Source organism: Actinomadura meridiana, assembly GCF_039537545.1.
GTDB lineage: Bacteria > Actinomycetota > Actinomycetes > Streptosporangiales > Streptosporangiaceae > Spirillospora > Spirillospora meridiana.
In genome coordinates this window covers 193,656-219,058 of the sequence record NZ_BAABAS010000006.1, presented here as the reverse complement: position 1 = coordinate 219,058, position 25,403 = coordinate 193,656, and the positions used below count along the sequence as shown (strand labels likewise).

Genomic DNA, 25,403 nt, shown 5'->3' with positions numbered 1-25,403 from the left:
GTCCTGCCCCTCTCGCGTAACCTACTCCGGGTAAGTTACCTGAAGTAGGTTACTGACGGTAGGTCCAATAGGGGGGAGCCGCTGTGAGTGCCACCACACCCCGGCCCTCGTCCCGGCGGAGGCGGATGTCCCGCGCCGACCGCGAACGGCAGATGCTGGACGTGGCCGAGGAGGTGTTCGGCGAGCGCGGCTACCGGGACGCCTCCATGGACGAGATCGCCGAGCGCTGCGGCGTGTCAAAGCCGATGCTCTACGAGTACTTCGGGTCGAAGGACGGGCTGCTCGTCGCGTGCGTGCGCCGGTCCAAGGCCGAGTTGCTCGACGCCACGCGGACGGCCATGGCCGGGGCCTCCGACCCCGAGGACGTCCTGTGGCGCGGGATGGTCGCCTACTTCACGTTCGTCGCCGCGCACAGCAGGCCGTTCGCGATGCTGCTGCGCGAGCCCGCGGCCGCGTCCCCGGCCGCCGCCGAGGCCGTGGAGGCGACGCGCGCGCAGCAGGGCGCCTTGATCTCCGGCGCGCTGGCGGCGTTCGCGCCCGGCGCGCCCGCCGAGGTCATCGACGCCTTCACGCAGATCATCGTGGGCGGCAGCGAGCGTCTGGCGCACTGGAAGACCCAGCGTCCCGAGGTCTCGGCCGAGGACGCGGCCCGGTACATGACCGACTTCTGCTGGAGCGGGCTGAGCCCCTACCTGCGGCGGGAGGACGGCGGCCGGAGCGGCGTTCGGACGAGCGGCCCGAGCGGCGGTGCCGGGACGCCCTGAGTACGGTTGGAACCGGTTGTTCTGCTTCGTCGCCCGTCCGGACGCCTCGGAGGTTCCGCATGCCCCTCGCGCACTTCGACGGAGCACTCGCCGTCGTCACCGGAGCGGGTTCCGGGATCGGGCGGGCCACCGCGCTCGCGCTCGCCGGGCACGGCGCGACCGTCATCGCCGCTGACATCGACCTGCCCGCCGCCGAGCGCACCGCCGCCCGCGCCAAGACGGTCGGCGCCGGGGGCGTCGCCTACCAGGTGGACGTGTCGGACCCCGCCGCCATGGAGACCTTCGCCGCCGACGTGAAACGGGACCGCCGGGCCCCCGACATCGTCGTCAACAACGCCGGGATCGCGGTCACCGGCTCGTTCCTCGACACCGGCCCCGACGACTGGGACAACATCGTCGGCGTCAACCTGTGGGGGGTCGTGCACGGCTGCCGCCTGTTCGGCAAGCAGATGCACGACCGCGTCCACGCCCTGCCGAACAAGCCCGACAAGCCGAACTTCGGCGGGCACATCGTCAACATCGCGTCGGCCGCCGCGTACGCGCCGACCCGCTCGCTGCCCGCGTACTGCACGACGAAGGCGGCCGTCCTGATGCTGAGCGAGTGCCTGCGCGCCGAGCTGGCCAGTTCGCGGATCGGGGTCACGGCCGTCTGCCCCGGTTTCGTCAGCACCGACATTGTCAGGAACGGGACGTACGTCGACGGCGACGAGCAGGCTAGGGAGCGGCTCCGCGAGCGCGGCCACAGGGCGCTGCGGGCGCGCAACTACCCGCCGGAGAAGGTCGCCGAGCGGATCGTGCACGCCATCGTGAAGAACAAGCCGGTGGTGCCCGTCAACTTCGAGGGCCATCTCCTGCACGCGATGTCCAGGGTGTCGCCCGCGTCCATGCGGATGCTGGCCAAAATCTCCATCCGCTGAACCTGACTTCTTGTTTGACCCCAAATACTGAGCCAGAAAATGCAACTGCGATTTCCGGTGCATTGGCACATGAGTGGTAAGACAAAAGGGCCGCGGAGCGTGGTCCACTCCGCGGCCCGTCGACGAGTACAGGTTGCTGACCTGGGACTATCGCACCCAGGACACTCCTACCGATTGCACGGTCACGTCGTCGACCTCCTCCTCCCCGGGTTTCACCAGCGCGCCGATCACCTGGCATGGTCCCGGGAGCATGATCGGCGCACTCCCTCCCCTTTACCCGAACACCTTAGAAGCTGTTGACAGGGAATATGCCATGATCGGCCGATTCAGGTCAGAAATGAGTTAGCGCGGTCAGCACTTCCCGGGCGACGGCCGTGACGGTGCCGAGACACGCCCGCGCCCGGCCGTCCTGCGCGCCCCTGTCGCCGGGCGCCCGCTCGCTGTAGCTGACCGTGAAGACCGCGTTCCTGACCCGGGCGGTGAGCTGCCCGACCACGGTCGGGCTCCCCTTGTCGGCGCGGGACCAGCCGTACGCCTCGTCGCCGATGCCCCGCTGCCGCTCCAGGGTGACCGTCCGGACGAACGGGGCGTCACCGGCCTGCGCCCATTGCGCGTTGTAGTAGCTCTCGGCGTCCTCTACCGGTGTCGGGGTGTCGGCGGGCGCGTACAGGTGCGCTTCCACGCGCAGCCACGGATACGACCCTGCCGAGGCGTACGTACATGTGGAGAGCGTCGAGTTCGCGTTCTCGCGTCGCGTCGCCTTGGGCACGACGCGGTCGACGGTGGCCTGCGACACCATCCCGCATGGTGGTGGAAGCGTTTCGACGATCCGTGCCCTGGCCGGGGCTGAGCGATCACTTGTGGGGGGACGACCCCCCGCACCCCCCGGAACGGACCTTACGGCGGCGTCCTGGTCGTCCCGTCCGGGCACCAGCAGGTAGAGCGCGGCCCCGGCGACGGCGAGGACGGCGACGACCGCGAGCGGCACGAACCGCTTGGGACGCCGTGCCGGAGCGGGCGGCTCCGGTGGCGAGTACGGCCGGTGGAACGGTTCGACCGGACGTCCACGTCCCACGCCCCGCTCCTCACTCCCCCGTCGCCGAGCCGTCCGCCCCCGTCACGGTAACGAGGCCGACGGCACCTGACCAGGCCCCCGACCGGTGTTGATTGTCGGTCCCCGTGGTCAGAATGAAGGAGTGCTGATAGCGGACATCACCCGAACGTCGGCCGCGGTGGCCGCCACCTCGGGCCGGAAGGCCAAGGTCGCGGCGCTCGCCGAGTGCCTGCGCGCGGCCGGGCCCGGCGAGGCGGCGATCGTGGTCGCCTACCTGTCCGGCGAGTTGCCGCAGCGTCAGATCGGCGTGGGGTACGCCGCGCTGCGCGACGTCCCGCCGCCCGCCGCCGAGCCGTCGCTGACCGTCGCGGAGGTCGACGCGGCGTTCACCGAGATCGGCGGCGTGTCCGGGGCGGGGTCGGTCGCGCGGCGGCGCGAACTGGTCACGGGGCTGCTCGGCCGCGCCACCCGTCCCGAGCAGGACTTCCTGATCAGGCTGCTGGCGGGCGAGCTGCGACAGGGCGCGCTGGACGGGGTGATGGCCGAGGCGGTCGCGGCGGCGGCCGAGGTGCCGTCCGCGCAGGTGCGGCGGGCCGTGATGCTGCGCGGCGCGCTCGGCCCCGTCGCCACGGCGGCGCTGGGCGAGGGCGTCGAGGGGCTGCGCCGGTTCACGCTGGAGGTCGGACGCCCGATCAAGCCGATGCTCGCGGCGAGCGCGCCGTCCATCGACGAGGCGTTCGCCAAGCTCAAAGCCGACGCGGCCGTGGAGTGGAAGCTCGACGGCATCCGCGCGCAGATCCATGTGACCGGCGGCGAGGTGCGGGTGTTCACCCGCACGCTGGACGAGATCACCTCCCGGCTGCCGGAGGTCGTGGCGGCGGTGCGGGAACTGCCCGTCCGCGACGCCGTGTTCGACGGCGAGCTGATCGCACTACGCCCGGACGGGCGCCCCCACCCCTTCCAGGTCACGGCGGCGCGCACCGCGACCCGCACCGCCAAGAACACCGTGCCGTTGGCCGTCTTCCTCTTCGACGTACTCCATCTCGACGGGACAGATCTGCTCGACGCGCCAGGGGCTGAACGGAACGCCGCGCTTGGACGCGTCGTGCCAGAAGGGCTACGAATGCCGCGCGTCGTCACCGGCGACCCGGCGCGGGCCAAGGAGGTCTTCGACGAGGCCGTCGCACGCGGCCACGAGGGCGTGGTGGTCAAGTCCCTGGACACGCCCTACACGGCCGGACGGCGCGGCGCGGGCTGGATCAAGGTCAAGCCCCGGCACACGCTCGACCTGGTCGTCCTCGCCGTCGAATGGGGCCACGGGCGGCGAAAGGGCCTGCTGTCCAACCTGCACCTCGGCGCCCGCGACCCGGCCACCGGCGGCTTCGTGATGCTCGGCAAGACGTTCAAGGGCCTCACCGACGAACTGCTGGCCTGGCAGACGCGACGCCTGCGCGAGCTGGCCGTACGCGAGGACGACTGGACGGTCCACGTCCGCCCCGAACTGGTCGTCGAGATCGCGTTCGACGGCGTCCAGCACAGCCCCCGCTACCCGGGCGGCATCGCCCTACGATTCGCCCGCGTCCTGCGCTACCGCCCCGACAAGGCGGCCTCCGAAGCCGACACCATCGAAACCGTCCGCGCCGCAGCCCCCGTCCTAGACGAACCCTAATCAGCGGCCCCCGGCGGAACGCTTGGCGGCACCGTGCGGGCCGTCGCGCCCGGCGGCGCCGTCGTGTACGTCCTGGGTTGGCGTTGGTCAGCGGACGCGGTCGCCGGGTCTTGTGGGTGAGGGGCCGGGGGGTGGTTCCTCTTTGGGCGGGGCGTCGCGGGCTCGTCGTCTTGACGCGGCGCGTGTGCGAACGCGGGAGGCGCCTCCGTCGCCGCCGCGGGAGAGGGCGCCGCGGCGTTCGCGGGCCTCGGCTCGGCGGTCCGCCCAAGCGCTGGTCTTCCGGCCGCCCCGGGAGGCGCGTCCGACGCGGTCGGTGCGCGCGGCGCGGGCCGCGCGGGCGGCCGCCTTTCGTTCCGCGCGGGCCGTCGCGCGGCGTTCCGCGCGGGCTGTTGCCCGGTTCCCGCGCAGGCGACGGCGGGCGCGTTCGGCGGCCTCCGCGCGGCGCTGCAACAGTTCCGGCGGGATGAGGTCGTGGCGGCCCGCGATGAACTCCTGCACCCAGATCTTGCCCCGGATGAGCGGACGCCGGAGCTGCTTCTCGCGGCGGACGGCCCGGTGGTACCGGCGCGACCCCTCGTCATAGCGCCAGCGCGACCACGGCGAGGCGGGCCGCGCCACCCGGATGACGCCGACGATCAGCAGCGCGGGGACGAACAGGCCGATCAGCCCGGTCCAGATCTTGCCCTTGAGCAGCGTGAGCACGGCGAAGAGCAGGTTGACGATGAGGAACCCGGCGTAGACGCCGCTGAGACCGCCGTCGCCGGGGTCGAGCCCGGTGCCCTCGTAGCCGAACGGGCGGACGCCGAGCAGCAGCAGCCCCGTCACGGCGATGGCGACGAACACGGCGTCGACGGACGCGCGGCCCTTCTCCGTCCAGTACACGTCGCTGAGGTGCAGGATCAGCGCGAACTCGTCCAGCACGAGCGCGGACCCCATCCCGAACACCATGGCCGCGAGCAGGTCGAGACGGACATGCCCGTCCGGCACGGCGAGGCTCGCGACCCCGCCCGACAGCATCAGCACAACGCCGAACACCACATGGTGAATGTGCACGTCACCGGACGTCACGTTCCGGAACCAGCGCACGTCGGCGCGGATCAGCCGCACGCTCACCCGCGTCAACACGAACGTGACGATGAACGCGACGAAGAAGCCGAACAGCGGCAACCGCCCGGCCTCCACGATGCGTTCGTCGAACATCTCGATCATCTGCCCCCCGCTGCCTCCATCATGCCTGGTGACATGCACGGATATCGTGGGATGCGGGTGATCAGTACCGATCGGGGGGAGGGCCGCCGTGAGCCGTACCGTGGACCGCTGCGATCCCGGCTACCGCGCCTGGATCGCCGAGGCCATCCGGCGGGTCGACGCCGACGCCAACCGCAGCGCCGACACGCACCTGCACGTCTTCCCGCTGCCGCCGGAATGGGGCATCGACCTGTATCTGAAGGACGAGTCCGTCCACCCGACGGGGTCGTTGAAGCACCGGCTGGCGCGGTCGCTGTTCCTGTACGGGCTGGCGAACGGCTGGATCCGGCAGGACACGACGATCATCGAGGCGTCCAGCGGGTCGACGGCGGTGTCGGAGGCGTACTTCGCGCGGCTGCTCGGGCTGCCGTTCGTCGCGGTGATGCCCGCGTCCACTAGCCCGGAGAAGATCCAGCTCATCGAGTTCTACGGCGGCCGCTGCCATCTGGTGGACGACCCGTCCTCGATCTACGCCGAGTCGCGGCGGCTCGCGGCCGACTGCGGCGGGCACTTCATGGACCAGTTCACGTTCGCCGAACGGGCCACCGACTGGCGCGGCAACAACAACATCGCCGAGGCGATCTTCGAACAGTTGCGGCTGGAGCGGTTCCCCGAGCCGTCCTGGATCGTGGTCGGCGCGGGCACCGGCGGGACGTCCGCGACGATCGGCCGCTACGCCCGGTACCGGCGGTTCCAGACGCGGCTCGCGGTCGTCGACCCGGAGGGCTCGGCGTTCCACGGCTCGTTCGCCGACGGCGACCCGGAGCGGACGGCGGCCGGTTCGCGGATCGAGGGCATCGGCCGTCCGCGCGTCGAGCCGTCGTTCCTGCCCACGGTCATCGACCGGATGATCCAGGTGCCGGACGCGGCGTCCATCGCGGCGATGCGCTGGACGAGCGAGGTCAGCGGCCGCAGCGTCGGCGGCTCGACCGGCACGAACATGTGGGGCGCGGCGGAGCTGATCGCGCAGATGCGGGCGCACGGTGAGCGCGGCAGCGTCGTCACGCTGATCTGCGACGGCGGCGAACGCTACACCGGCACCTACGGGTCGGACGCCTGGCTGGCCGCGCAGGGCCTCGACATCGGGCCCTACCTGGCCGCGCTGACCGGCTTCCTGAAAACCGGCGAACTGCCCGCGCTCGACTAACCCCCGCGCTCGACTGACCCCGGCCCCGGCAACCCCTGGCCCCGGCTGACCCGGGGCCCGGCTAACCGGTGACGCGCACCGGGTTGAACAGGTCGGCGTAGATCAGCAGGCCGCCCATGACGATGAGGACGGCCGCCATCACGTACGTCACCGGCAGGGCCTTGGCGACGTCCACGTAGCCGGGGTCGGGTCGGCGGAAGATCCGGGCGAACGCCTTCTTGATCGCCTCCAGCAGGGCCCCGGCGATGTGACCGCCGTCCAGGGGCAGCAGCGGGACGAGGTTGAACAGCCCGACCGCGAGGTTCAGCGACCCGAGCAGCATGACGAAGTAGGAGACCTTCTCCGTCCCGCTGTAGTCCTTGTCGGCGGCGACCTCGCCGCCGATGCGGCTGACGCCGACGACGCCGATCGGGCCGTTCGGGTCACGCTCGTCGCCGCCGAAGGCGGCGTTCCACACGCCGACCATCTTCTGCGGCATCCGCACCAGCGCGCCCGCCGTGCGGGTCGTCAGGTCGCCCATCGTGCTCGCGACGGCGCCCGGCCCCTGCCGCTCCAGCTCGCTGGTGGGCGTGATGCCGAGGAAGCCGACGTTGACGATCTTGTCCTCGTCGTCCAGGTCGCGCATCTTGTTGCGGGTGATCGGGACGTTCAGCCTCACGTCCTGGTCGCCGCGCCGGACGGTCATCGGGACGGTCTTGCCGCCCGCGTCCCGGATCAGCACCCGCAGGTCGTCATAGTCGTCGATCCTGTGGCCGTCGAACGTCGTGATGCGGTCGCCCGCCTTGAGCCCGACCTGCTGGGCGGGAGTCGGCGGCGCCTTGGCCGGGCAGTCCGTGAGCCCGGACGACTGGCTCGCCGGGACGATGCACTCGGCGACCCGGTCGATCACCGGCTGCGCCTGGGCGGTCCCGAGCCCCATCAGCAGGATGCCGAAGAACAGCACCGCGAGGAGCAGGTTCATCGCGGGCCCGCCGATCATGATCAGCATCTTCTGCCACCACTTCTTGGCGTAGAAGACGCGATCCTCGTCGCCGGGCCTGACCTCCTCCAGCGCCGCGCCGCGCGCGGACTCGATGAGGCCCTGCCACGGCCCGGTGCTGACCTGCCGGACCTGGTTCGGGGCGTCGCCCTTGCGCGGCGGCAGCATCCCGATCATGCGGATGTACCCGCCGAGCGGCACCCACTTGACGCCGTACTCGGTCTCGCCCCGCCGCCACGACTTCATCGTCGGGCCGAACCCGACCATGAACTGGGTCGTCCGCACCTTGAACAGCTTGGCGAACGAGAAGTGCCCGAGCTCGTGCAGCGCGATGGACACCAGCAGGCCGAAGAACAGGATGAACGCTCCAGCCAGGTAGGCCATCCGGCTTGCCCCTCCGGTCGTGCACCCCGCGCGGCCGAGGGGTGATCTCCAACAATCACCTCAGAGTACTGTGTTTATTGCATTTCTCTCCTCCTTCGGCCCTGGCGGGCCTCCATCGTCGAGAAACGCGATGCGATCGCTGCATCGCTCTCGACTCGCCTAGCGGCTCGCTTCGCGATCTGGTTCTCGCAGGCTCGAACCAGCCTTCGGACGCGATCGCAGTGGTTGGGGCCTCGCGTGGTTGCGGAGGGAGCTGGGGTGGTTGCGCGAGGGTGCCGGTTCAACCGATCTTGATGACTTTGCACTAGGCTGACGGCGCCGATACAACCCGTGCGGGAGAGTCCCTCGCAGCCGGTGTGGGACGCCGAAGGAGCAAATCCTCCCCGGAACCTCTCAGGCCAACGGACCGCGCGGGCGAGGCGACCTCTGGAAAGCGGGGATCCGACCATCCCCCGCCGAAGGTGAAAGCCCACCAGGTGGGTGAAGCTCTCAGGCGCCGATGACAGAGGGGGAGGCACCGAGACGCCCGGCGCGCGCGTGGAACGATAGGCCACGTGCGCCCGTGACGAAGGAGCCGAACCCATGTCCGCCGATCCGATGGCGAAGAACGCGAAGAAGACGCCGCTGCACGACGTCCACATCGACCTCGGCGCGAACCTGGTGGACTTCGCCGGGTACCTGATGCCGCTGCGGTACGCGAGCGAGACCGCCGAGCACGACGCCGTCCGGACCGGGGCCGGGCTGTTCGACCTGTCGCACATGGGAGAGATCTTCCTGACGGGGCCCGGCGCGGGCGACGCGCTCGACTTCGCGCTGGTCGGGAAGCTGTCGCCGATGGCCGTCGGCAAGGCCCGCTACACGATGGTCTGCGGGCCGGACGGCGGCGTCCTCGACGACCTGATCGTCTACCGGCTGGCCGACACCACCTGGATGATCGTCGCGAACGCGGCGAACGTCGCCGTCGTCCGGAACGCGCTGGAGCAGCGGGTCGTGGGCTTCGACGCCGTCCTGGACGACCGCTCCGACTCGTACGCGCTGATCGCCCTCCAGGGCCCGCGTTCACAGGGAATCCTCGAAGAGTTCACCGACGCGCCGCTGGCCGACCTCAAGTACTACGCGAGCCTCTCCGGGCGTGTCGCGGACGTCGACGCCCTCATCGCCCGCACCGGCTACACCGGCGAGGACGGTTTCGAGCTGTTCGTGGACGCGTCCGACGCCGTCACGCTGTGGAAGGCACTCGAAGGCGTGGACGGCGTCGTGCCCGCCGGTCTCTCCGCACGCGACACGCTCCGCCTCGAAGCGGGCATGCCCCTGTACGGCAACGAGCTGACCGCCGACACCACGCCGTTCGAGGCGGGCCTCGGCCGCGTCGTGAAGCTGGACAAGCCCGGCGATTTCATTGGAAAGTCGGCGCTGGCGGCGGTGGAACGGACCCCACCGGGCCGTAAGCTCGTGGGACTGGTGGCCCGGGGGCGTCGCGCGCCGCGCAAGGGATACCGGGTCGTCACGTCCGGCGGCACGCCGTGCGGGATCGTGACGAGCGGCGCCCCGTCCCCCACACTGGGCAGGCCGATCGCCATGGCGTACCTGGACAGCGGCACCGACGAGACGAACCTCGCCGTGGACGTCCGCGGCCGGACCGAGCCGGTGGACGTGGTCGCCCTGCCGTTCTACAAGCGTCCCTGAAGAAGTGTCCGGGGGTGTAGCGACCATTCCCCGCAATGAAGAGAGAGAAGTGATCGTGAGCGTTCCGGAGCAACTGCGCTACAGCGAAGAACACGAGTGGGTGTCCGGGCTCGGCCCCACCGGCTCCCTACCGGAGGACGGCATCGTCACCATCGGCATCACCGCGCACGCCGCCGACGCGCTCGGGGAGATCGTCTACCTCGAACTGCAACCGTCGGAGGGCGACACCGTCGAGGCGGGCGACCCCTGCGGCGAGATCGAGTCGACCAAGTCGGTCAGCGACATCTTCTCCCCCGTCAGCGGCGAGGTCACCGCGATCAACGGCGCGGTGGTGGACGAGCCCAAGGTCATCAACGACGACCCGTACGGCGAGGGCTGGATCTTCAAGATCCGCATCTCGGACGAGCCGGGCGACCTGCTCGACTCCGCCGCCTACGAGAAGCTGATCGAGGAGGCCTGACCGGTGAGCCTGCACGACCCGCTCGCCGCGACCGACCCGGAGGTCGCCGAGGCCGTCGCCGCCGAACTGCGGCGCCAGCAGTCCACCCTCGAAATGATCGCGTCGGAGAACTTCGCGCCGACGTCGGTCCTTGAGGCGCAGGGCTCCGTCCTGACCAACAAGTACGCCGAGGGCTACCCCGGCAGGCGCTACTACGGCGGCTGCGAGTACGTCGACGTCACCGAGCAGCTCGCGATCGACCGGGCCAAGGCGCTGTTCGGCGCGGAACACGCGAACGTCCAGCCGCACAGTGGCGCGCAGGCCAACACGGCGGTGTACTTCGCGCTGCTCCAGCACGGCGACACGATCCTCGGCCTCGACCTCGCGCACGGCGGGCACCTCACCCACGGGATGCGGCTGAACTACTCGGGCAAGACGCTGAACGTGGTGCCCTACCACGTCCGCGCCGAGGACGGCCTCGTCGACATGGCGGAGGTCGCCGCGCTCGCCGCCGAGCACCGGCCTAAGATGATCGTGGCGGGCTGGTCGGCGTACCCGCGCCAGCTCGACTTCCCGGCGTTCCGGACGATCGCCGACTCCGTCGGGGCACTGCTCATGGTCGACATGGCGCACTTCGCGGGCCTGGTCGCGGCGGGGCTGCACCCGTCGCCCGTCCCGCACGCCGACATCGTCACGACCACCACGCACAAGACGCTCGGCGGCCCGCGCGGCGGCCTGATCCTCGCCCGCGAGGAGTACGGCAAGAAGATCAACTCCGCGGTGTTCCCCGGCATGCAGGGCGGACCGCTGGAACACGTCATCGCCGCCAAGGCGGTCGCGCTCAAGATCGCCGGGTCGGACGAGTTCCGCGACCGGCAGGCCCGCACCGTGGAGGGCGCCCGGATCCTGGCCGCCCGCCTCCTCGCCGACGACTCCGCCAAGGCCGGGGTGAAGGTCCTGACCGGCGGGACGGACGTGCACCTCGTCCTCGTCGACCTCGTCGACTCCGAGCTCACCGGACGGGACGCCGAGGACCGCCTGCACGACATCGGCATCACCGTCAACCGCAACGCGGTGCCCAACGACCCGCGTCCGCCGATGGTGACGTCCGGGCTGCGGATCGGCACCCCCGCCCTCGCGACCCGCGGCTTCACCGCGGCCGACTTCACCGAGGTCGCCGACATCATCGCGCTGGCCCTCCAGCCGTCCTACGACCGGGACGCCCTGGCGGCCCGCGCGAAGGCCCTGGCGGACAAGCATCCCCTCTATCCGGACCTGTGATGTCACCGCGCCCCCTCCACGCCGGAGGGGGCGCATCGCTACAGCGAGGTCGCGCATGGCCATCAGTGTTTTCGACCTTTTCAAAATCGGCATCGGGCCCTCGTCGTCCCACACCGGTGGCCCGATGGCCGCCGCGCACCGCTTCGCGCGCGGCCTGCACCGCGACGGGCTGCTGGAGAAGACGGCGAACGTCCAGGTCGTCCTCTACGGCTCCCTCGGCCTCACCGGGAAGGGCCACGGCAGCGACAAGGCCGTCATCCTCGGCCTCGAAGGCGACAAACCCGAACTCGTCGACGTCGACCACGTCGACGAACGCCTGGAAACGATCCGCGACCGCGGAACGCTCCACCTGTTCAACGACCACGACATCCCTTTCGTGGTCAACGAACACCTCATCTTCGAACGCAAGAAATCGCTTCCCGGCCACCCCAACGGAATGCGCTTCACCGCCTTCACCGCCTCCGGCGGCGAACTGCGCAGCAAGGTCTACTACTCCGTCGGCGGCGGTTTCGTCCTGGACGAGAACGCCACCGGCGCCGACCGCATCAAACCCGACGACACCGTCCTGCCTCACCCGTTCGAAACGGCCGCCGAACTCCTCGACCACTGCCGCGAAACGGGCCTTTCCATCCCCGCCCTCATGCTGGAGAACGAAAAGGCGTTCGGCCGCTCCGCCGAGGAAATCCGCGAAGGGCTCCTCACCCTCTGGGACGTGATGCGCGCCTGCGTCACCCGAGGCTGCACCCGCGAGGGCCTCCTGCCCGGCGGCCTCAAGGTCCGCCGCCGCGCCCCGCAACTCCACCGCCAACTCTCTACTGAGAAGGCGTCCGACCCGCTCCACGCCATGGACTGGGTCACCCTCTTCGCCCTCGCCGTCAACGAGGAGAACGCCGCCGGGGGCCGCATCGTCACCGCCCCCACCAACGGCGCCGCGGGGATCGTGCCCGCCGTCCTGCACTACTACGACCGGTTCGTCCCCGGCTGCGACGACGAGGGCGTCGTCCGGTTCCTGCTGACCGCCGCCGCGATCGGCGTCCTGTTCAAGCAGAACGCCTCCATCTCCGGCGCCGAGGTCGGCTGCCAGGGCGAGGTCGGCTCCGCCTGCTCGATGGCCGCCGCCGGACTCGCCGAGGTCCTCGGCGGCACCCCCGAACAGGTCGAGAACGCCGCCGAGATCGGCATCGAGCACAACCTCGGCCTCACCTGCGACCCGGTCGGCGGCCTCGTCCAGGTCCCCTGCATCGAACGCAACGCCGTCGGCGCCATCAAGGCCATCAGCGCCGCCCGCATCTCCCTACGCGGCGACGGCCGCCACTTCGTCTCCCTCGACAAGGCCATCAGAACCATGCGCGACACCGGCCGCGACATGCTCGACAAATACAAGGAGACAAGCCGAGGCGGCCTGGCCGTCAACGTCATCGAATGCTGACGCTCCGCACCTGCTACCATTTTGGTATGACTACCCGTAGCGTCCGCATCCCAGACGAGGTCGACAGCCTGCTGGTCGACGCGGCAGAGGCCGAACACCTGTCCATCAACGCCGCCATCGTCCAGGCGGTCGACAACTGGGCTCGGGCACAGCGGCACCGCGCACAAGTCCGGGCCATCACGACCCAGGTCATGGCGGAGGACGCCGGTCTACTCAGCCGGCTGGCCGACGCGTGATCCACTACCTCTCGGCGGACGACCTCATCGAGATCAACGCCGCCGTTTTGGGCGGCACCGCCGCCGTTCGGGACGCCGGGCTTGTCAACTCGTCGGCGATGCGTCCTGGGACTGTCGCCTTCGGTGTCGAGGCGTACGGCACGTTGGAGGAAAAGGCCTCGGCTCTGCTCCATTCGATAATCTGTAATCACGCTTTCGTCGATGGCAACAAACGCACCGGGTGGACGGCCACAAGAGTCATGCTGGCCCTTCGCGGAAAGCAGCCGGGGCTCACGGATGATGAAGCGTTCAACCTCGTGATCCGTATTGCCACATCTTGTTCGAAAATCGAGATCAAAGAGATCGCGGCCGCGCTCCAGGTCGTCCCTCGGTCGAGAGATTAGGAATCGGCCGGACCGCCGGTCGCGGTTCACGCGATCAGGACTTCGCCATGCGGTCATGGATGAGCCAATCACACGAATTGGCGGTCAGCTGGCCGCCGGACGTTAGTCGGCGGGTGGTTCAGGAGGGTTGGGCGCCGCGGCCGGTGGGCGAGTGGGCGCCGAGGCGGGCCTCGTTGCCGCAGTGGCGGCAGATGACCATCGGGCTGATCGTGTGGCCGCAGGAGTGCTGCCAGTAGACGGGCGGGTCGTCCGGATGCAGGTGGCGGTCGCCCCACCGCATCAGCACGAGAAGGACGTCGCACAGTTCCACGCCCGCCGGTGTCAGGTGGTACTCGTAGCGGGCCGGATGGTCGTTGTAGCGCTCCCGGCGGATGATGCCGTGCGCCTCCAGCTTGCGGAGCCGGGACGTGAGGATGTCGCGGGGCGCGCCCGTGTTCCGGACGATCTGGTCGAAGCGCCGCACGCCGTAGCTGAGCTCGCGGACCACGAGCAGGCTCCAGCGCTCGCCGACGAGGTCCAGGGTGTCGGCGATGGAACACTCGCGCGGGACGGGGTCCTTCGGCATACCGGGCAGCCTAGCCCCCGTCACAGCCTCTCGATCACGGTCGCGTTGGCCAGGCCTCCCGCCTCGCACATGGTCTGGAGGCCGAAGCGTCCACCCCGATCTTCGAGAGCGTGCAGCAGCGTCGTCATGAGCCGCGCACCGCTGGCCCCGAGCGGATGGCCGATCGCGATCGCGCCACCGCGAACATTGACCGCGCCAGGTCGGCGCCGATCTCACGCCGCCAGGCCAACACGACCGGAGCGAACGCCTCGTTCACCTCGAACAGGTCAATATCACCCAAAACGAGCCCGCCCCGCTCCAGAACCTTCCGGGTCGCAGGAATGATCGCGGTGAGCATCAGCAGCGGATCGTCCCCCACCACCGCGGCCGACTCCCGCCCCACCGCAGACGCTTCACTCCGGGAGGCAGCACGGCCCTCCGGCGACGATCCACCCTGAGGGACGACAGGCCGGACGGTTTCGTCCCATTGCCCCGGCCAAGCGACCTCACGGGCGAAGTCGCCGTTCTGCCAGGCCTCGACAGCGCGGCGATGCGACTCACAGGCGTAGGCGTCGAGCTCCTCACGCGCCAGTTCCCACGCGTGCGACGATGAGCTCAGCACTGATGCCCTGGCCGACCATCCCTTCGGGGTATCTCTCGGCGAACATCGTCCCGAAAGGGTCGCTGCCGGGAAGCACGTTCGACCCCATCGGCACCCGGGACATCGACTCGACCCCGCTCGCCTTCCCCTTCCCCAGCGGCGTCCGCACCGCCTCCACGATCACCGCATCCCGCACGACAATCTCCGTTGGATTTTCCAACTCACCACCTCAGTATCCGAGCAGTAAGTTGGAAAACACAACTCACCACCCCTGTGTCGCCCGTCACGCCACCCACCGACCGACAGTGAATCGAGCAGCTTCAGGACAAGGGCGCAGACCCCTTTTGTGGCACCCGATTCGACGAACAGAGGCGTCCGATCTGACATCTATCTGGACAAATGCATCCATGACTCTGAGTATTTACGGACGCTTGCGCGAAAATGCATTTCGTGATGAAATGACTCCCACTCGGACTTCAGTCCGACCCCCGAGTCACGGTTCCCCGCCATCGCCCGTCCGGTGCGAACACACCGCACCAACCGGTGGCCCTCGATTCGGAAGACGCCAAGGCGAACCCGAAGATCTGTCGCTTCCAGCACAAACAGGGAGTATCTTGAGCGACGACGTCCAAAAATCTGCCGATCGGGAACCGTTTCGAACGGTAGCCCAGGAACTGACCGATCGAATGGCGAAATACAAAGGTGTCCGCGAGGAGATCGAGCACCTGAGCGTTTCGGCCACGTCGCAGGACCGGAGCATAACCGTGACAGTGGGCCCCGGCGGAGCGGTGCAGGACATCGAGTTCCAGCAGCAGGCACTACGGCTTGGGCCAGAACGGCTCGCGAGCACGCTCATCACCATGATCCGGACAGCCACCGTCCAGGTCAACCAGCAAATGGCCGATCTGGTTCAACCGCTCGCGCCGTCGGGCGTGGACGTGATGGACATGGTCAACGCACACCTACCCGACATCGAACTCGAAGACCCGGAAGAGCATCCGCGCGAGATCCTCAACAAAATCAAGAGTGTCGAGAAGCTCCTCGCCGACGCCCCGAAGGGAAAGGCCATAACGCCGGAACGTCCACCGTCTCTGAGTGAGGCTGGTCCGATCAGGTTCGACGCCCTTGAGGACATGCCGGTCATCAGCTCCCTTGGCAAGGGAGTGCAGAAGGCCTTCGAGGAGAAGGATTTCGCCGACCTGGCCTCGTTCACCGGCGACGCTCTCGGTTCGGCGCTGGGGCTGGCGGGCTTCGCGCCGTTGAGGATGGACGCCTCCCCGATGACCTTCTTGGCGAGTTGGGGCCTCACGTTCCTGATCGATGTCATCCAGCCGTTGGAGGATGCGCTGGCGTATGTCACCGGCCATCCAGAGAAGATCGACGACGCGAGCAACCAGTGGGAGGTCGTCGGCCAGAAGCTCGAAGAGCTGTCAAAGAAGGTGCTGGAGATACCGCGGCGCTGATCGCCATCTGGGTCCCGGCCATGGCGGCCGCCCCGGTCACCGGCGGTGCGAGCACCGCCGGTGCGGCGAGAGCGACCGGCATCCGGGCCACGGCCACCTTTCAGCGTGCCTCCGCGATGATCCAGAAGGTTCGAAACGTGCTGATCCGCCTCTCCACGTTGCTGCGCCGCCTGGCCAGGCACGCCGCGGAGAACAAGCGCGCGCTCACCGCGCTGAAAGAGTTCGGTTACGGTCTGGGCGCCAGCGTCCCACTCAAGCTGGCAGGTCCGGCGTGGCAGGGTGTCACGGGCGGCGGAGGCGATCCGGAGGACATCCGGAACAAGCTGGGCCCCGGCGGGTTCCCGAGACCGCTCAACCCGGTTGGCGATGCCGATGTTGATGCCGGTACGGCTCGAGGGGTCGGACGAAGCAGCTCCTGTTCCCGGGGAGTCGGCATTGGACGTTCGGTTCATGCTGGAAACCTGCCCTCCCGAGGAGGAGGCCCCGACCCCGTCGTGTCAGGTGGACGGCCGCCCCTTGGACGTCGGATGGGGGCGTTGGTACGTCCCGGTCAAGCCCGGGGTCAGGGCGATCCAGGTGGGATGTGGCGCAACGGCGGCGTTCTCCGTCGAGGCCGTGCGGGGGCGGACGCGGATCGTCCAGGTTTGGGTGCGACCAGGCGCAGCCGTGCCGTTGGTCATTTCTTGTCCGGTGCCTCCGCCGAAGGCCAGCCGGAGGAACTGGAACGTCCGGCTCGGTCTTGTCCTGCTGGCGGCCGCCGTCATTCTTTTCACCATGAATGCTCTGGTCGGATAGGGGGCCGTCGATGGATTCCAAGTCCGGATGGTTCGGGCCCACACTGCGGCCCCTGCGAAGCGAAGCTGGCGCCCACCAGTTGGTCGTGCACTACGTGTGGCCGTTCGGGGCCAAGAACGGTCGACGGGAGCGCGAGGAGTATCTGCCCAGCGTCACGCTGAACGGGGAATCTGTCGCGGCGGAATGGGGGACGACCCTGTACGTCCTCCGCGAACCGGCTTACACCATGCGTGCGGTTCAAGGGCGGGAGATCGTCCGGCCCGTCCCCGCCGGGCAGTCCGGGACCGTCATGTCACCGGAAACGACGGAACTGACGTACAGGCCGGGCAGTACGGGGTTTGGGAACGGCGTCAAAACCGACGCCAAGCCACCCCGTCTGCATGCCACGCGGCGTCACCGCTGGAACCTGCTCGATCCGTTGATCATGATCTACGGCTGGATCATCGCCTATGTCCTGGTGCTCGGGCTGCCAGTGATCATGTTGCTGGGCAAGGCGTGAGCAGAACCCGGGGCCGCGGCTTGGTGCCGTGGCCCCGGGTCGTCGGGCCGCTCAGCGGGAGGGGCCCATGCTCTGGTCCGTCTGTTCCCTCCGTACGTCGGAGCGCCCCTCGGCGGAGCCGCCCGAAAATGCAGGGTCGGACAAGCGTGCCTCCTCATGGCCCTCGACGTCAGGTTCACTTCGGACGATAGCCCCCATAGTCGGCGAAGACCGCCAATAGACCCCAAAGTGCTCGTAAGGGTTGGGAGCGACGGCCCGTCGCTAGCCCTTGAACATCTCGCGCATCTTGCGGGCGGCGTCGCCGGGCTTCTTCTTCTGGGGCTTGGCCGGTTCGGCGGGTGGACGCTTCTCGCGTTCCTTCCCGGTCGTGTCGGCCTTCTTCTCCGGCTTCTCGTTCACCACGACTCCCCCCGATATCGTTACACCGTCGTACCTTGCGTACCCCGTCTAGCCGGGGTAGAAGCGCACCTCAGGACGTCCGACCTGGCCATAGTGGGGTCGACGGCGCGCCAGGCCGTTCTCCGCGAGGTATTCGAGGTAGCGGCGGGCGGTGACGCGGGACACGCCGGTGAGGTCGGCGGCCGCGGCGGCGGACAGGCCGTCCAGGGCGCCCGCCAGCACCTCGGTGACGGCCTGGAGGGTCTCCTGGCTCATGCCCTTCGGCAGCGAGCGGTGGTCGGGGGTGCGGAGGGTCGCGAGCATGCCGTCCACGTCGGCCTGGCCGCTGACCTCGCCGGTGCCGACGGCCTGTTCCCGGAAGCGGGCGTACCCGATGAGCTTGTCCCGCAGGGACGCGAACGTGAACGGCTTCAGCAGGTACTGGACGACCCCGACCGACACCGCCGAGCGGATCACAGCGAGGTCGCGGGCGGAGGTCACGGCGATGACGTCCACATCGCTGCCCGCGGCGCGCAGCGCCCGGCACACCTTGAGGCCGTGGGTGTCGGGCAGGAAGAAGTCGAGCAGGACGACGTCGACGGGCGTCCGCTCACAGAAGCGCAGGGCGTCCGCGCCGGAGTGGACGACGCCCGCGACGGTGAACCCCGCGACACGTTCGACATAGGAGCGGTGCGCCTCGGCGGCGACCAGGTCGTCCTCGACCACGAGCACTTTGATCATCGGGCATCCAGGGGGAGTCGGACGGTGAAGATGGCGCCGCCGTCATGGCCGACGTGGACGTCCCCGCGGTGCCGCCGGACGGCCTGCCCGACGAGCGCGAGGCCGAGTCCGTGGCCGACGGGGCCGCCCGACGTCTTGGTCGTCCAGCCGCGGCGGAACATGTCGGGCACGGAGGCCGGGTCGACGCCGGGCCCGCTGTCGGCGACCTGGAGGACGAACTCGCCCCCGTCGGTGCGGGCGCTGACGACCACGCGGGGCGGACGGGCGGCGGCGCCGGAGAGTGCGGCGTCGACGGCGTTGTCGATGAGGTTGCCGAGAATGGTGACGAGGTCGCGGGGCTCCACGATGCCCTCGATCGCGGTGTCCTCGGTGACGACGAGGTCGACCCCGCGCTCCCCCGCCTCCGCCGACTTGCCGAGCAGCAGGGCGGCCAGGACCGGTTCCGTCGCCGACCCGACGACATGGTCGGTGAGCCGCTGCGCCGTCTCCAGCTCGGCGGTGGCGAACTCGACGGCCTGGTCGGGCCGGCCCAGCTCCACCAGCGACACGACCGTGTGCAGCCGGTTCGCGGCCTCGTGGGCCTGGGCGCGCAGCGACTCGGCGAAACCGCGGACGGTGTCGAGTTCGCCGGTCAGCGCCAGCAGCTCGGTGTGGTCGCGCAGGGTGACGACGTTGCCCATCGCCCGGTCCCGCGACCGGACGGGCGAGGTGTTGACGACGAGCACGCGGGTGTCGCCGACGTGGATCTCGTCCGATCTCGGTTCCCGGGAGACGAGGGTGGCGGCCAGTTCGCCGGGGAGCCCGAGGTCGGTGATCTTCCGTCCGCGCGACCCCTCGGGCACGCCGAGCAGGTCGCGGGCGGCGTCGTTGCACAGGACGACCCGTCCCGACTTGTCGATGAGGAGGAGCCCCTCGCGGACGGAGTGCAGGATCGCCTGGTAGTACTCGAACATCTCGCGCAGCTCGCCGGGCGCCACGCCGCGCGTCTGACGGCGGAGCCGCGCGGACACCAGGTAGCTGCCGCCGACCCCGGCCACCAGGACGGACGCGGCGACGGCGAGCAGATACAGCAGCCGTTCCCGCAGCTCCCCGGAGATCACGCGGACGGTGATGCCGACCGCGACGAGCGCCACGACGCGGCCGTCGTCGTCCAGGACGGGAGTGACGGTGCGCACGGACGGCCCGAGCGTGCCGGTGTAGGTCTCGGTGAACGACCGCCCGGCGACGGCGGGCGCGGTGTTGCCGACGAAATGGCCGCCGATCCGCTCCGGGTTCGGGTGCGTGTAGCGGATCCCCGCCGGGCTCATGATCGTGATGAAGTCGACGGCGGCGTCGCGGCGGACGCGCTCGGCGTACGGCTGCAACAGGATGCTCGGGTCGGGGGTCGCGAGCGCGGCCCGGACGTTCTGGGAGTGCGCGATCGTCGCCGCGACGGCCGTGACCGTCTGGGTCGCGGCGTCGTCGGCCGCCCGCTCGGCGTCCAGGTACGCCAGCGTCGCGCCGGCCGCGACGAGCAGGCCGACGATCGCGGTCTGCAACACCAGCAGCTGCCGCGCCAGGCTCCAGCGGCCCGGCTTCATCCATGCGGGAAGCCGCACAATCGCACCTTATCGTCTGCTCCACGCCGTGAACGAAATGTACACAAGCGTGACCGTTCACCGCAGGACCGCGCATAGTCACGGTGCACAGACCAGATCCATCCGCCCCTGTATCCGACCCGCGCGACTTTATCCCCCAGTGCAGACGCCCGCCGTGTGCATGCGCCCGCTCCACCCGGCGCATGGGTGTCTGCCAAGGCGCGGGCGCCCGTCCGGGATCTGGGCCCGCCAAGCGCGGGCACCCGGACGGGCGCCGCACCTTGCCGTCCCGGCCGCTTCGCACCGCGTCGCCCCGCGCGGTGCGCGGCCGGGCGCCGATCCGAAAAGGGAGATCAGCATGGTCGCGCAGCAGCTCAAGGCGGTCGGAACGGGCTCGCCGCCCTGATCGCGGAGCCCGCCGTGCGGCGTCAGCGTCCACCCCGCTCCTGACGCCGTACGGCCCCTCGGACCGGACCGGCCCCCTTGCCGGAGGTATCCCCCGCGCCTCCGGCAAGGGCCGGTCCGGCCCCTTTTGTAGGCCTCCCTGCCCGGTCAGGCGGTGTCCGGTTGTGGGCAGCCTCGTTTCCCCGGACGGGTGGACGCGGGCCGAAATCGGATCACGACCGGCAGATCCACCATGCCGATGGTCCGCCGGTACCGTTCGACGGGGCCTTCGCCCAGCTCTTTGTACAGGTCACCGAGGGGAACGTCGTCCGCGCAGGTGATCCGCAGCCGCAGCCGGGGCCTGGCGGCCGTCCCGGTGAGGCGTGCGCGCAGGTCCTGGACGCCGGTGAGTTCCCGGGCGTCGCGGTTCAGGTCGTCGGCGGCGGAGCGGGCGAGATCGCGGGTCCGCGCGTCCAGGTCCGGCCACCGCCGGTGGACGAGCGAACGGCACTGCAATACCAGCCACAGTTGTCCGGAAAGCGCCACGGTCTCCGCGACGGCCGCGGCGGTGGGGAGGAACCACCCGTTCTCGTCCGCGAACCGTCCGAGCGCCGGGACGAGCACCGGCCCGGACGACAGGACGCCGAACGTCTCGGCCGCACCGAACCCGGCCGCCAGCGCCGCGCACCCGCACAGCAGCAGGACCGCCCCGGTGACCGCGATCGCGATCCTCATGTCAGTCCTCCCGCCAGCCGAGCCGGACGTCGACGTCCGGTCGGCGCATCGGCCCGATGCGGTCGAGACGCTCGTCGACCGCGCGCTGGATCAGCTCGGCCAGATTCGCCGGATTGCGGTAGTGCGTTGTCGCCTGGACGACGAGACCCCGGCGGAACAGCCGCCGAACCCGCGCGCGCTCGATGCCGGGGACGTCGAGCGCCGCGTCCACGAGCGCGCGCCGGAGCGGGGCCCGTCCAATGGCACCCGCCAGCCGCGGATCGGACCCGGCCAGCGCGACTCCACGAGGGCGCCCCGGCAGCGCCGCCAAGAGGAACAGAACCCCGAGAAGCGCGACCGCGACCGCACCGACCAGGATGGCCGGATCGTGCCAGGCGTAGGGGCGCAGGGCGTCCGCCGCCGCGTCGACGCCCGGCACCGGGTGGACGCCGGACCCGAGCGCCGCGCCCAGCAGTTCGATCGCGGCGACCGCGCCCGTCACGGTCACCAGCAGCGCGGCGACGAACCCGGCGACCACGCGGCGTGGCCGCAGCTCCCGAACGGCGAGCCGCCGCACCCGCCGCTCGGTGTCCACATCCTCGATCAGGTCCTTGACCAGCGCTTCGGCCATGTTCGACCCCCGTGAGATCCAATGTCATCACTCATAGTGAGTGATCATCACGCGGAGTGAAACACGCCATGCCGGTCAGCGAGAGACGACCGCGCCGGTCGGCGGAATGAAGTCTCCGCTGGTCAGCGGGAAACGACGGTGCTGGTCAGCGGAAGACGACGGTGCGGTCTCCGTTGAGCAGGACGCGGTGCTCGGTGTGCCATCGGACGGCGCGGGCCAGGGCGAGGCATTCGACGTCGCGTCCCACGGCCACCAGTTCCTCCGGGCTGTGGGTGTGGTCGACGCGCGCGACCTCCTGCTCGATGATCGGCCCCTCGTCCAGGTCGGCGGTGACGTAGTGCGCGGTGGCGCCGATCAGCTTCACGCCGCGCGCGTGCGCCTGGTGGTAGGGGCGAGCGCCCTTGAAGCTCGGCAGGAACGAGTGGTGGATGTTGATGATCGCGCCGGGCAGCTTGGCGCAGAAGTCGTCCGACAGGATCTGCATGTACCGCGCGAGGACGACCAGCTCGGCCCGGTAGTGCTGGACCAGCGTCAGGATCTCGGCCTCCTGCGCGGCCTTGCCCCCCGACCCGACCGGCAGATGGTGGTAGTCGATCCCGTAGGACTGGGTGAGCGGCCGCAGGTCCGGATGGTTGGACGCGACCGCGACGATGTCGAGGTCGAGCAGCCCGGACCGCGTCCGGTAGAGCAGGTCGTTCAGGCAGTGCCCGCTCTTCGAGACCATGATCAGAACGCGCGGCCGCTCGGCCAGCGCGTGCAGCCGCCACTCTAGCCCGAGCTCCGGCGCGAGTGATGCGAAGGCGCCGCGCAGCTCGTCCGGGTCGCCGTCGCCCGCGAACTGCACCCGCATGAAGAACGTGCCGGAGTCACCGTCGCCGAACTGCTGGCTTTCCACGATGTTGCATCCGCGCTCGGCCAGCAGCCCCGAGACGGCGGCGACGATGCCCGGCCGGTCGGGACACGACAGGGTCAGCACATACTCGTTCACGGTCTCACTCTCGTGACGGGAACCACCAGCTCAGAACGAGCTTACGCGCATCGACCAACGGCTATATATGAGAACATTTCATATTCAGCTGTAGCATGCGGGGATGAACCTCCGGGAGCGCTACGACATCGCGACGGCCGGGATCGAACCGCCGTTCGCCGTCGTGGACCTGGCGGCCTTCCGCGCCAACGCCGCCAACCTCGTCCGCCGCGCCAACGGGAAACCGATCCGGGTCGCGAGCAAGTCGGTACGCTGCCGCGCCCTCCTGGAAGAGGTCGTCGCCATGGACGGCTTCGCCGGAATCATGGCGTTCACGCTCCCCGAGGCGCTCTGGCTCGCACACCGGAACGTCAGCGACGACATCCTCGTCGCCTATCCCACCACCGACCAGTCGGCCCTCGCCGCCCTGGCCCACGACCCCGCCGCCGCCCGCGCCATCACCCTCATGATCGACGCGCCCGACCACGTCGCCCTGATCGAGGAGAGCGCGCCCGTCCAGCCGATCCGCGTCTGCGTCGACGTGGACGCCTCGTACCGCGCCATCGGCGGCCGCCTCCGGATCGGCGCGCTCCGCTCCCCCCTCCACACGCCCGCCGAGGTCGCCGCGTTCGCCGCGCGGGTCCTCACCCACCGATCCCTCAGCCTCGTGGGGCTCATGGCCTACGAATCCCAGATCGCCGGTGTGGGAGACGTGCCGCCCGGACGTCCCGCCCGCAGCCGCGCCATCCGCACCATGCAACGCCGTTCCCGCTCCGAACTGGCCCGCCGCCGGGCGGCGATCGTCCGGGCCGTCCGCGACCTGACCGACCTGGAGTTCGTCAACGGCGGCGGCACCGGCAGCGTCGAGAGCACCGCCGCCGAACGCGCGATCACCGAGATAGCCGCGGGTTCGGGCCTCTACCAGCCGCACTCGTTCGACCAGTACTCCAACTTCTCCGGCCGTCCCGCCGCCCTGTTCGCGCTTCCCGTCGTGAGGCGCCCCCGTCCCGGCGTCGCGACCTGCCTGGGCGGCGGGTACCACGCCTCCGGCCCCCCGGGCGCCGACCGCCTCCCCCGCCCCTACCTCCCGACCGGCCTGACCTACGACCCGAACGAGGGCGCGGGCGAAGTCCAGACCCCCCTCCTGGGCCACACCGCCGACCACCTGGCCATCGGCGACCGAGTCTGGTTCCGCCACACCAAGGCCGGAGAACTCTGCGAACGCTTCGACGAACTCCACCTGATCGAAAACACCCACATAACCCAGACCGTCCCCACCTACCGAGGCGAAGCCCAGTGCTTCCTGTGAAGAGGGACGCCCCCCGGTTGCGACAGCTGTTGGGTGGGGGTTCCGGCTGGGGTTAGGTTGTCAATATGACTGATGGGCCGTTCATCTGTGTCCGTGGTGAGGCCGTTGTGGAGGCCGAGCCGGAAATCGCGCGGTTGTCAGTTCATGTGCAGTCGCAGGAGGGCGATCGGCGGAAGGCGCTCGATCGGCTCACCGAGCGGAACCAGCGGTGCCTTGAGCTGGTCAGGTCGTACGGCGAGGCCGTGGAGAAGGTGGAGACGGGCGGGCTGTCGATCACCCCGTTGCTGAAGTACAAGCGGCGCGAGGGGGACGTCCGCGCCTACCGGGGCACCGTGTGGATCAAGGTCACGGTCGTCGACTTCGGTGTGCTCGGTGAGCTGGTCGCCCGACTCGGCGACCTGGAGCGAACCTACGTCAACGGGCCCGACTGGGAACTGCGGCGTGACAGCGACGTGTACCGGCGGGCCGCGCGACAGGCCGCGCACGAAGCCGTCGGGCGGGCCCGCAGTTACGCCGAGGCGCTTGGGGCCCAGCTGACCGGGCTGGTCGAATTGTCGGACGAGGGTCTCGGACGTGACCAGAACATCCGCGGTCCCGTCACGCTGGCCGCCGCCTACGGGGGCGCCCCGGGCGGAGCCGAGGAACCCGAACCGATTGATCTTGAGCCCGAGACACAGGTCGTCCGCGCCACCGTCGAGGCCCGTTTCACCGCGACGTCGCCCGACCTGGACGCACCGCTCGGCTGAACGGGCACGCCGTCCCGTACTCCAACACGTGAGGGACAGCGGGGCGTCGCCGAGGTTCTGCGCCGGACACGCGAAGGCGCCGGTCGCGAAACGCGGACCGGCGCCTGCAAGGTCGAGGCTCAGCGACGTCTGCGCCTGCGGCCCCAGAGGATCAGGGCGGTCACGGTGACGGCGGCCCCGACGCCCACCAGCACCAGGCGCTTGTCGATCCCGCCGCCGTCCTCGTCGTCATCGTCATGGGCCGGACGCACCGCGGCGCCGACGACCCGCGCGACCTGACCGGCTTCTTCCCGCAGCCGCTCGGCACCCCGCTGCGCGACGTGTTTCGGACTGACCCGCGTGGCGAACTCGTCGACGGTGCGTGCGAGCCGCTCGCGACGGAGTTCGATCTCCCGCTCCAACTCGTCCGGGCTGCGGGACCTGTCAGCCATGCCGTGT

25 protein-coding genes, 1 pseudogene and 2 riboswitches are annotated in these 25,403 nt (G+C 69.9%); of the genes and pseudogenes, 14 read left to right on the top strand and 12 right to left on the bottom strand.

Features of this window, described 5'->3' with window-relative positions; translation table 11 throughout:
• The first annotated feature begins 125 nt into the window (after positions 1-125).
• Both ABD808_RS14310 and ABD808_RS14305 read left to right on the top strand, forming a co-directional pair.
• On the top strand, positions 126-764 hold the full coding sequence (locus ABD808_RS14310) for a TetR/AcrR family transcriptional regulator (protein WP_344895907.1): 639 nt from the start codon (positions 126-128) through the stop codon (positions 762-764).
• Positions 765-823: 59 nt separating this feature from the next.
• Positions 824-1,681 carry an SDR family NAD(P)-dependent oxidoreductase gene (locus ABD808_RS14305; protein ID WP_344895904.1) on the top strand — a complete coding sequence of 286 codons (858 nt, stop codon included), beginning with the start codon at positions 824-826 and terminating at the stop codon, positions 1,679-1,681.
• A 331-nt stretch (positions 1,682-2,012) separates the two neighbouring features.
• On the opposite strand, the gene ABD808_RS14300 is transcribed toward ABD808_RS14305, so the two are convergent.
• Positions 2,013-2,756, bottom strand: coding sequence for a hypothetical protein (locus ABD808_RS14300; RefSeq protein WP_344895901.1), 744 nt, complete (start codon positions 2,754-2,756; stop codon positions 2,013-2,015).
• A gap of 121 nt (positions 2,757-2,877) precedes the next feature.
• Between ABD808_RS14300 and ABD808_RS14295 the strand changes: the two genes are divergently transcribed.
• Entirely contained in the window at positions 2,878-4,404 is a 1,527-nt protein-coding gene (locus ABD808_RS14295) for an ATP-dependent DNA ligase (RefSeq protein WP_344895898.1), read from the top strand.
• Between the two features lie 87 nt (positions 4,405-4,491).
• Here ABD808_RS14295 and ABD808_RS14290 read toward each other — a convergent pair whose 3' ends face one another.
• Positions 4,492-5,613 carry a hypothetical protein gene (locus tag ABD808_RS14290; protein ID WP_344895895.1) on the bottom strand — a complete coding sequence of 374 codons (1,122 nt, stop codon included), beginning with the start codon at positions 5,611-5,613 and terminating at the stop codon, positions 4,492-4,494.
• An 88-nt stretch (positions 5,614-5,701) separates the two neighbouring features.
• On the opposite strand from ABD808_RS14290, the gene cds1 reads away from it, so the two are divergent.
• Positions 5,702-6,799 carry an L-cysteine desulfhydrase Cds1 gene (gene cds1 / locus ABD808_RS14285; RefSeq protein ID WP_344895892.1) on the top strand — a complete coding sequence of 366 codons (1,098 nt, stop codon included), beginning with the start codon at positions 5,702-5,704 and terminating at the stop codon, positions 6,797-6,799.
• Between the two features lie 61 nt (positions 6,800-6,860).
• On the opposite strand, the gene ABD808_RS14280 is transcribed toward cds1, so the two are convergent.
• The gene (locus ABD808_RS14280; protein WP_344895889.1) at positions 6,861-8,162 is read right to left on the bottom strand and encodes a M50 family metallopeptidase; all 1,302 of its coding nucleotides are present in this window, start codon (positions 8,160-8,162) and stop codon (positions 6,861-6,863) included.
• A 323-nt stretch (positions 8,163-8,485) separates the two neighbouring features.
• Positions 8,486-8,581, top strand: a riboswitch (glycine riboswitch).
• A 1-nt stretch (position 8,582) separates the two neighbouring features.
• Positions 8,583-8,678, top strand: a riboswitch (glycine riboswitch).
• Positions 8,679-8,744: 66 nt separating this feature from the next.
• Here ABD808_RS14280 and gcvT point away from each other — a divergent pair.
• The 6 genes from gcvT to ABD808_RS14250 are packed head-to-tail and all read left to right on the top strand — an operon-like array spanning position 8,745 to position 13,616.
• On the top strand, positions 8,745-9,848 hold the full coding sequence (gcvT, locus tag ABD808_RS14275; RefSeq protein ID WP_344895886.1) for a glycine cleavage system aminomethyltransferase GcvT: 1,104 nt from the start codon (positions 8,745-8,747) through the stop codon (positions 9,846-9,848).
• A 55-nt stretch (positions 9,849-9,903) separates the two neighbouring features.
• Positions 9,904-10,308, top strand: coding sequence for a glycine cleavage system protein GcvH (gene gcvH, locus ABD808_RS14270; RefSeq protein WP_344895883.1), 405 nt, complete (start codon positions 9,904-9,906; stop codon positions 10,306-10,308).
• A gap of 3 nt (positions 10,309-10,311) precedes the next feature.
• Positions 10,312-11,568 (top strand): serine hydroxymethyltransferase, encoded by a 1,257-nt coding sequence (locus ABD808_RS14265; protein WP_344895880.1) that lies wholly within the window; start codon positions 10,312-10,314, stop codon positions 11,566-11,568.
• A gap of 55 nt (positions 11,569-11,623) precedes the next feature.
• Positions 11,624-12,997 carry an L-serine ammonia-lyase gene (locus ABD808_RS14260; protein WP_344895877.1) on the top strand — a complete coding sequence of 458 codons (1,374 nt, stop codon included), beginning with the start codon at positions 11,624-11,626 and terminating at the stop codon, positions 12,995-12,997.
• Positions 12,998-13,023: 26 nt separating this feature from the next.
• Positions 13,024-13,233, top strand: coding sequence for a hypothetical protein (locus ABD808_RS14255; protein ID WP_344895874.1), 210 nt, complete (start codon positions 13,024-13,026; stop codon positions 13,231-13,233).
• A complete protein-coding gene (locus ABD808_RS14250; RefSeq protein WP_344895871.1) occupies positions 13,230-13,616 on the top strand; it encodes a type II toxin-antitoxin system death-on-curing family toxin in 387 nt (128 codons plus the stop codon). The genes ABD808_RS14255 and ABD808_RS14250 overlap by 4 nt, the downstream gene beginning before the upstream one ends.
• 118 nt (positions 13,617-13,734) lie before the next feature.
• Here the strand turns inward: ABD808_RS14250 and ABD808_RS14245 are convergent, their stop codons facing one another.
• Complete coding sequence (locus ABD808_RS14245; RefSeq protein WP_344895868.1) at positions 13,735-14,181, bottom strand: winged helix-turn-helix transcriptional regulator; 447 nt, start codon at positions 14,179-14,181, stop codon at positions 13,735-13,737.
• 20 nt (positions 14,182-14,201) lie between these two features.
• Positions 14,202-14,903, bottom strand: a pseudogene (locus tag ABD808_RS14240) (thiolase family protein); the annotation flags it as partial.
• Between the two features lie 472 nt (positions 14,904-15,375).
• Here ABD808_RS14240 and ABD808_RS14235 point away from each other — a divergent pair.
• A complete protein-coding gene (locus ABD808_RS14235) occupies positions 15,376-16,224 on the top strand; it encodes a YbaB/EbfC family nucleoid-associated protein (protein ID WP_344895865.1) in 849 nt (282 codons plus the stop codon).
• A gap of 805 nt (positions 16,225-17,029) precedes the next feature.
• Positions 17,030-17,518: a hypothetical protein gene (locus ABD808_RS14230; protein ID WP_344895862.1), complete on the top strand. Its 489-nt coding sequence runs from the start codon at positions 17,030-17,032 to the stop codon at positions 17,516-17,518.
• A 261-nt stretch (positions 17,519-17,779) separates the two neighbouring features.
• Here ABD808_RS14230 and ABD808_RS14225 read toward each other — a convergent pair whose 3' ends face one another.
• The 6 genes from ABD808_RS14225 to purU form a co-directional block, all read right to left on the bottom strand.
• Positions 17,780-17,917 (bottom strand): hypothetical protein, encoded by a 138-nt coding sequence (locus tag ABD808_RS14225; RefSeq protein WP_344895859.1) that lies wholly within the window; start codon positions 17,915-17,917, stop codon positions 17,780-17,782.
• 48 nt (positions 17,918-17,965) lie between these two features.
• The gene (locus ABD808_RS14220) at positions 17,966-18,637 is read right to left on the bottom strand and encodes a response regulator (protein WP_344895856.1); all 672 of its coding nucleotides are present in this window, start codon (positions 18,635-18,637) and stop codon (positions 17,966-17,968) included.
• Positions 18,634-20,235 (bottom strand): sensor histidine kinase, encoded by a 1,602-nt coding sequence (locus ABD808_RS14215; RefSeq protein WP_344895853.1) that lies wholly within the window; start codon positions 20,233-20,235, stop codon positions 18,634-18,636. The genes ABD808_RS14220 and ABD808_RS14215 overlap by 4 nt, the downstream gene beginning before the upstream one ends.
• A gap of 531 nt (positions 20,236-20,766) precedes the next feature.
• A complete protein-coding gene (locus ABD808_RS14210) occupies positions 20,767-21,333 on the bottom strand; it encodes a hypothetical protein (RefSeq protein ID WP_344895850.1) in 567 nt (188 codons plus the stop codon).
• 1 nt (position 21,334) lies between these two features.
• Positions 21,335-21,943: a DUF6286 domain-containing protein gene (locus ABD808_RS14205; RefSeq protein ID WP_344895847.1), complete on the bottom strand. Its 609-nt coding sequence runs from the start codon at positions 21,941-21,943 to the stop codon at positions 21,335-21,337.
• Between the two features lie 145 nt (positions 21,944-22,088).
• Complete coding sequence (purU, locus tag ABD808_RS14200; protein WP_344895844.1) at positions 22,089-22,931, bottom strand: formyltetrahydrofolate deformylase; 843 nt, start codon at positions 22,929-22,931, stop codon at positions 22,089-22,091.
• 103 nt (positions 22,932-23,034) lie between these two features.
• Between purU and ABD808_RS14195 the strand changes: the two genes are divergently transcribed.
• Positions 23,035-24,219: an amino acid deaminase/aldolase gene (locus ABD808_RS14195; RefSeq protein WP_344895841.1), complete on the top strand. Its 1,185-nt coding sequence runs from the start codon at positions 23,035-23,037 to the stop codon at positions 24,217-24,219.
• A gap of 65 nt (positions 24,220-24,284) precedes the next feature.
• A complete protein-coding gene (locus ABD808_RS14190; protein ID WP_344895838.1) occupies positions 24,285-24,965 on the top strand; it encodes an SIMPL domain-containing protein in 681 nt (226 codons plus the stop codon).
• A gap of 119 nt (positions 24,966-25,084) precedes the next feature.
• On the opposite strand, the gene ABD808_RS14185 is transcribed toward ABD808_RS14190, so the two are convergent.
• Positions 25,085-25,396, bottom strand: a complete 312-nt coding sequence (locus ABD808_RS14185; protein ID WP_344895835.1) for a DUF3618 domain-containing protein — start codon at positions 25,394-25,396, stop codon at positions 25,085-25,087.
• Positions 25,397-25,403 lie beyond the last annotated feature (7 nt).

Bases quoted from the DNA above. Each gene is read 5' to 3' on its own strand.
- gcvT (WP_344895886.1), top strand. From the start codon at position 8,745: ATGTCCGCCGATCCGATGGCGAAGAACGCGAAGAAGACGCCGCTGCAC.
- ABD808_RS14255 (WP_344895874.1), top strand. From the start codon at position 13,024: ATGACTACCCGTAGCGTCCGCATCCCAGACGAGGTCGACAGCCTGCTG.
- ABD808_RS14305 (WP_344895904.1), top strand. From the start codon at position 824: ATGCCCCTCGCGCACTTCGACGGAGCACTCGCCGTCGTCACCGGAGCG.
- ABD808_RS14245 (WP_344895868.1), bottom strand. From the start codon at position 14,181: ATGCCGAAGGACCCCGTCCCGCGCGAGTGTTCCATCGCCGACACCCTG.
- ABD808_RS14280 (WP_344895889.1), bottom strand. From the start codon at position 8,162: ATGGCCTACCTGGCTGGAGCGTTCATCCTGTTCTTCGGCCTGCTGGTG.
- ABD808_RS14290 (WP_344895895.1), bottom strand. From the start codon at position 5,613: ATGATCGAGATGTTCGACGAACGCATCGTGGAGGCCGGGCGGTTGCCG.
- ABD808_RS14220 (WP_344895856.1), bottom strand. From the start codon at position 18,637: ATGATCAAAGTGCTCGTGGTCGAGGACGACCTGGTCGCCGCCGAGGCG.
- ABD808_RS14310 (WP_344895907.1), top strand. From the start codon at position 126: ATGTCCCGCGCCGACCGCGAACGGCAGATGCTGGACGTGGCCGAGGAG.
- ABD808_RS14230 (WP_344895862.1), top strand. From the start codon at position 17,030: ATGGATTCCAAGTCCGGATGGTTCGGGCCCACACTGCGGCCCCTGCGA.
- ABD808_RS14210 (WP_344895850.1), bottom strand. From the start codon at position 21,333: ATGAGGATCGCGATCGCGGTCACCGGGGCGGTCCTGCTGCTGTGCGGG.
- ABD808_RS14260 (WP_344895877.1), top strand. From the start codon at position 11,624: ATGGCCATCAGTGTTTTCGACCTTTTCAAAATCGGCATCGGGCCCTCG.
- ABD808_RS14195 (WP_344895841.1), top strand. From the start codon at position 23,035: ATGAACCTCCGGGAGCGCTACGACATCGCGACGGCCGGGATCGAACCG.
- ABD808_RS14205 (WP_344895847.1), bottom strand. From the start codon at position 21,943: ATGGCCGAAGCGCTGGTCAAGGACCTGATCGAGGATGTGGACACCGAG.
- ABD808_RS14190 (WP_344895838.1), top strand. From the start codon at position 24,285: ATGACTGATGGGCCGTTCATCTGTGTCCGTGGTGAGGCCGTTGTGGAG.
- ABD808_RS14185 (WP_344895835.1), bottom strand. From the start codon at position 25,396: ATGGCTGACAGGTCCCGCAGCCCGGACGAGTTGGAGCGGGAGATCGAA.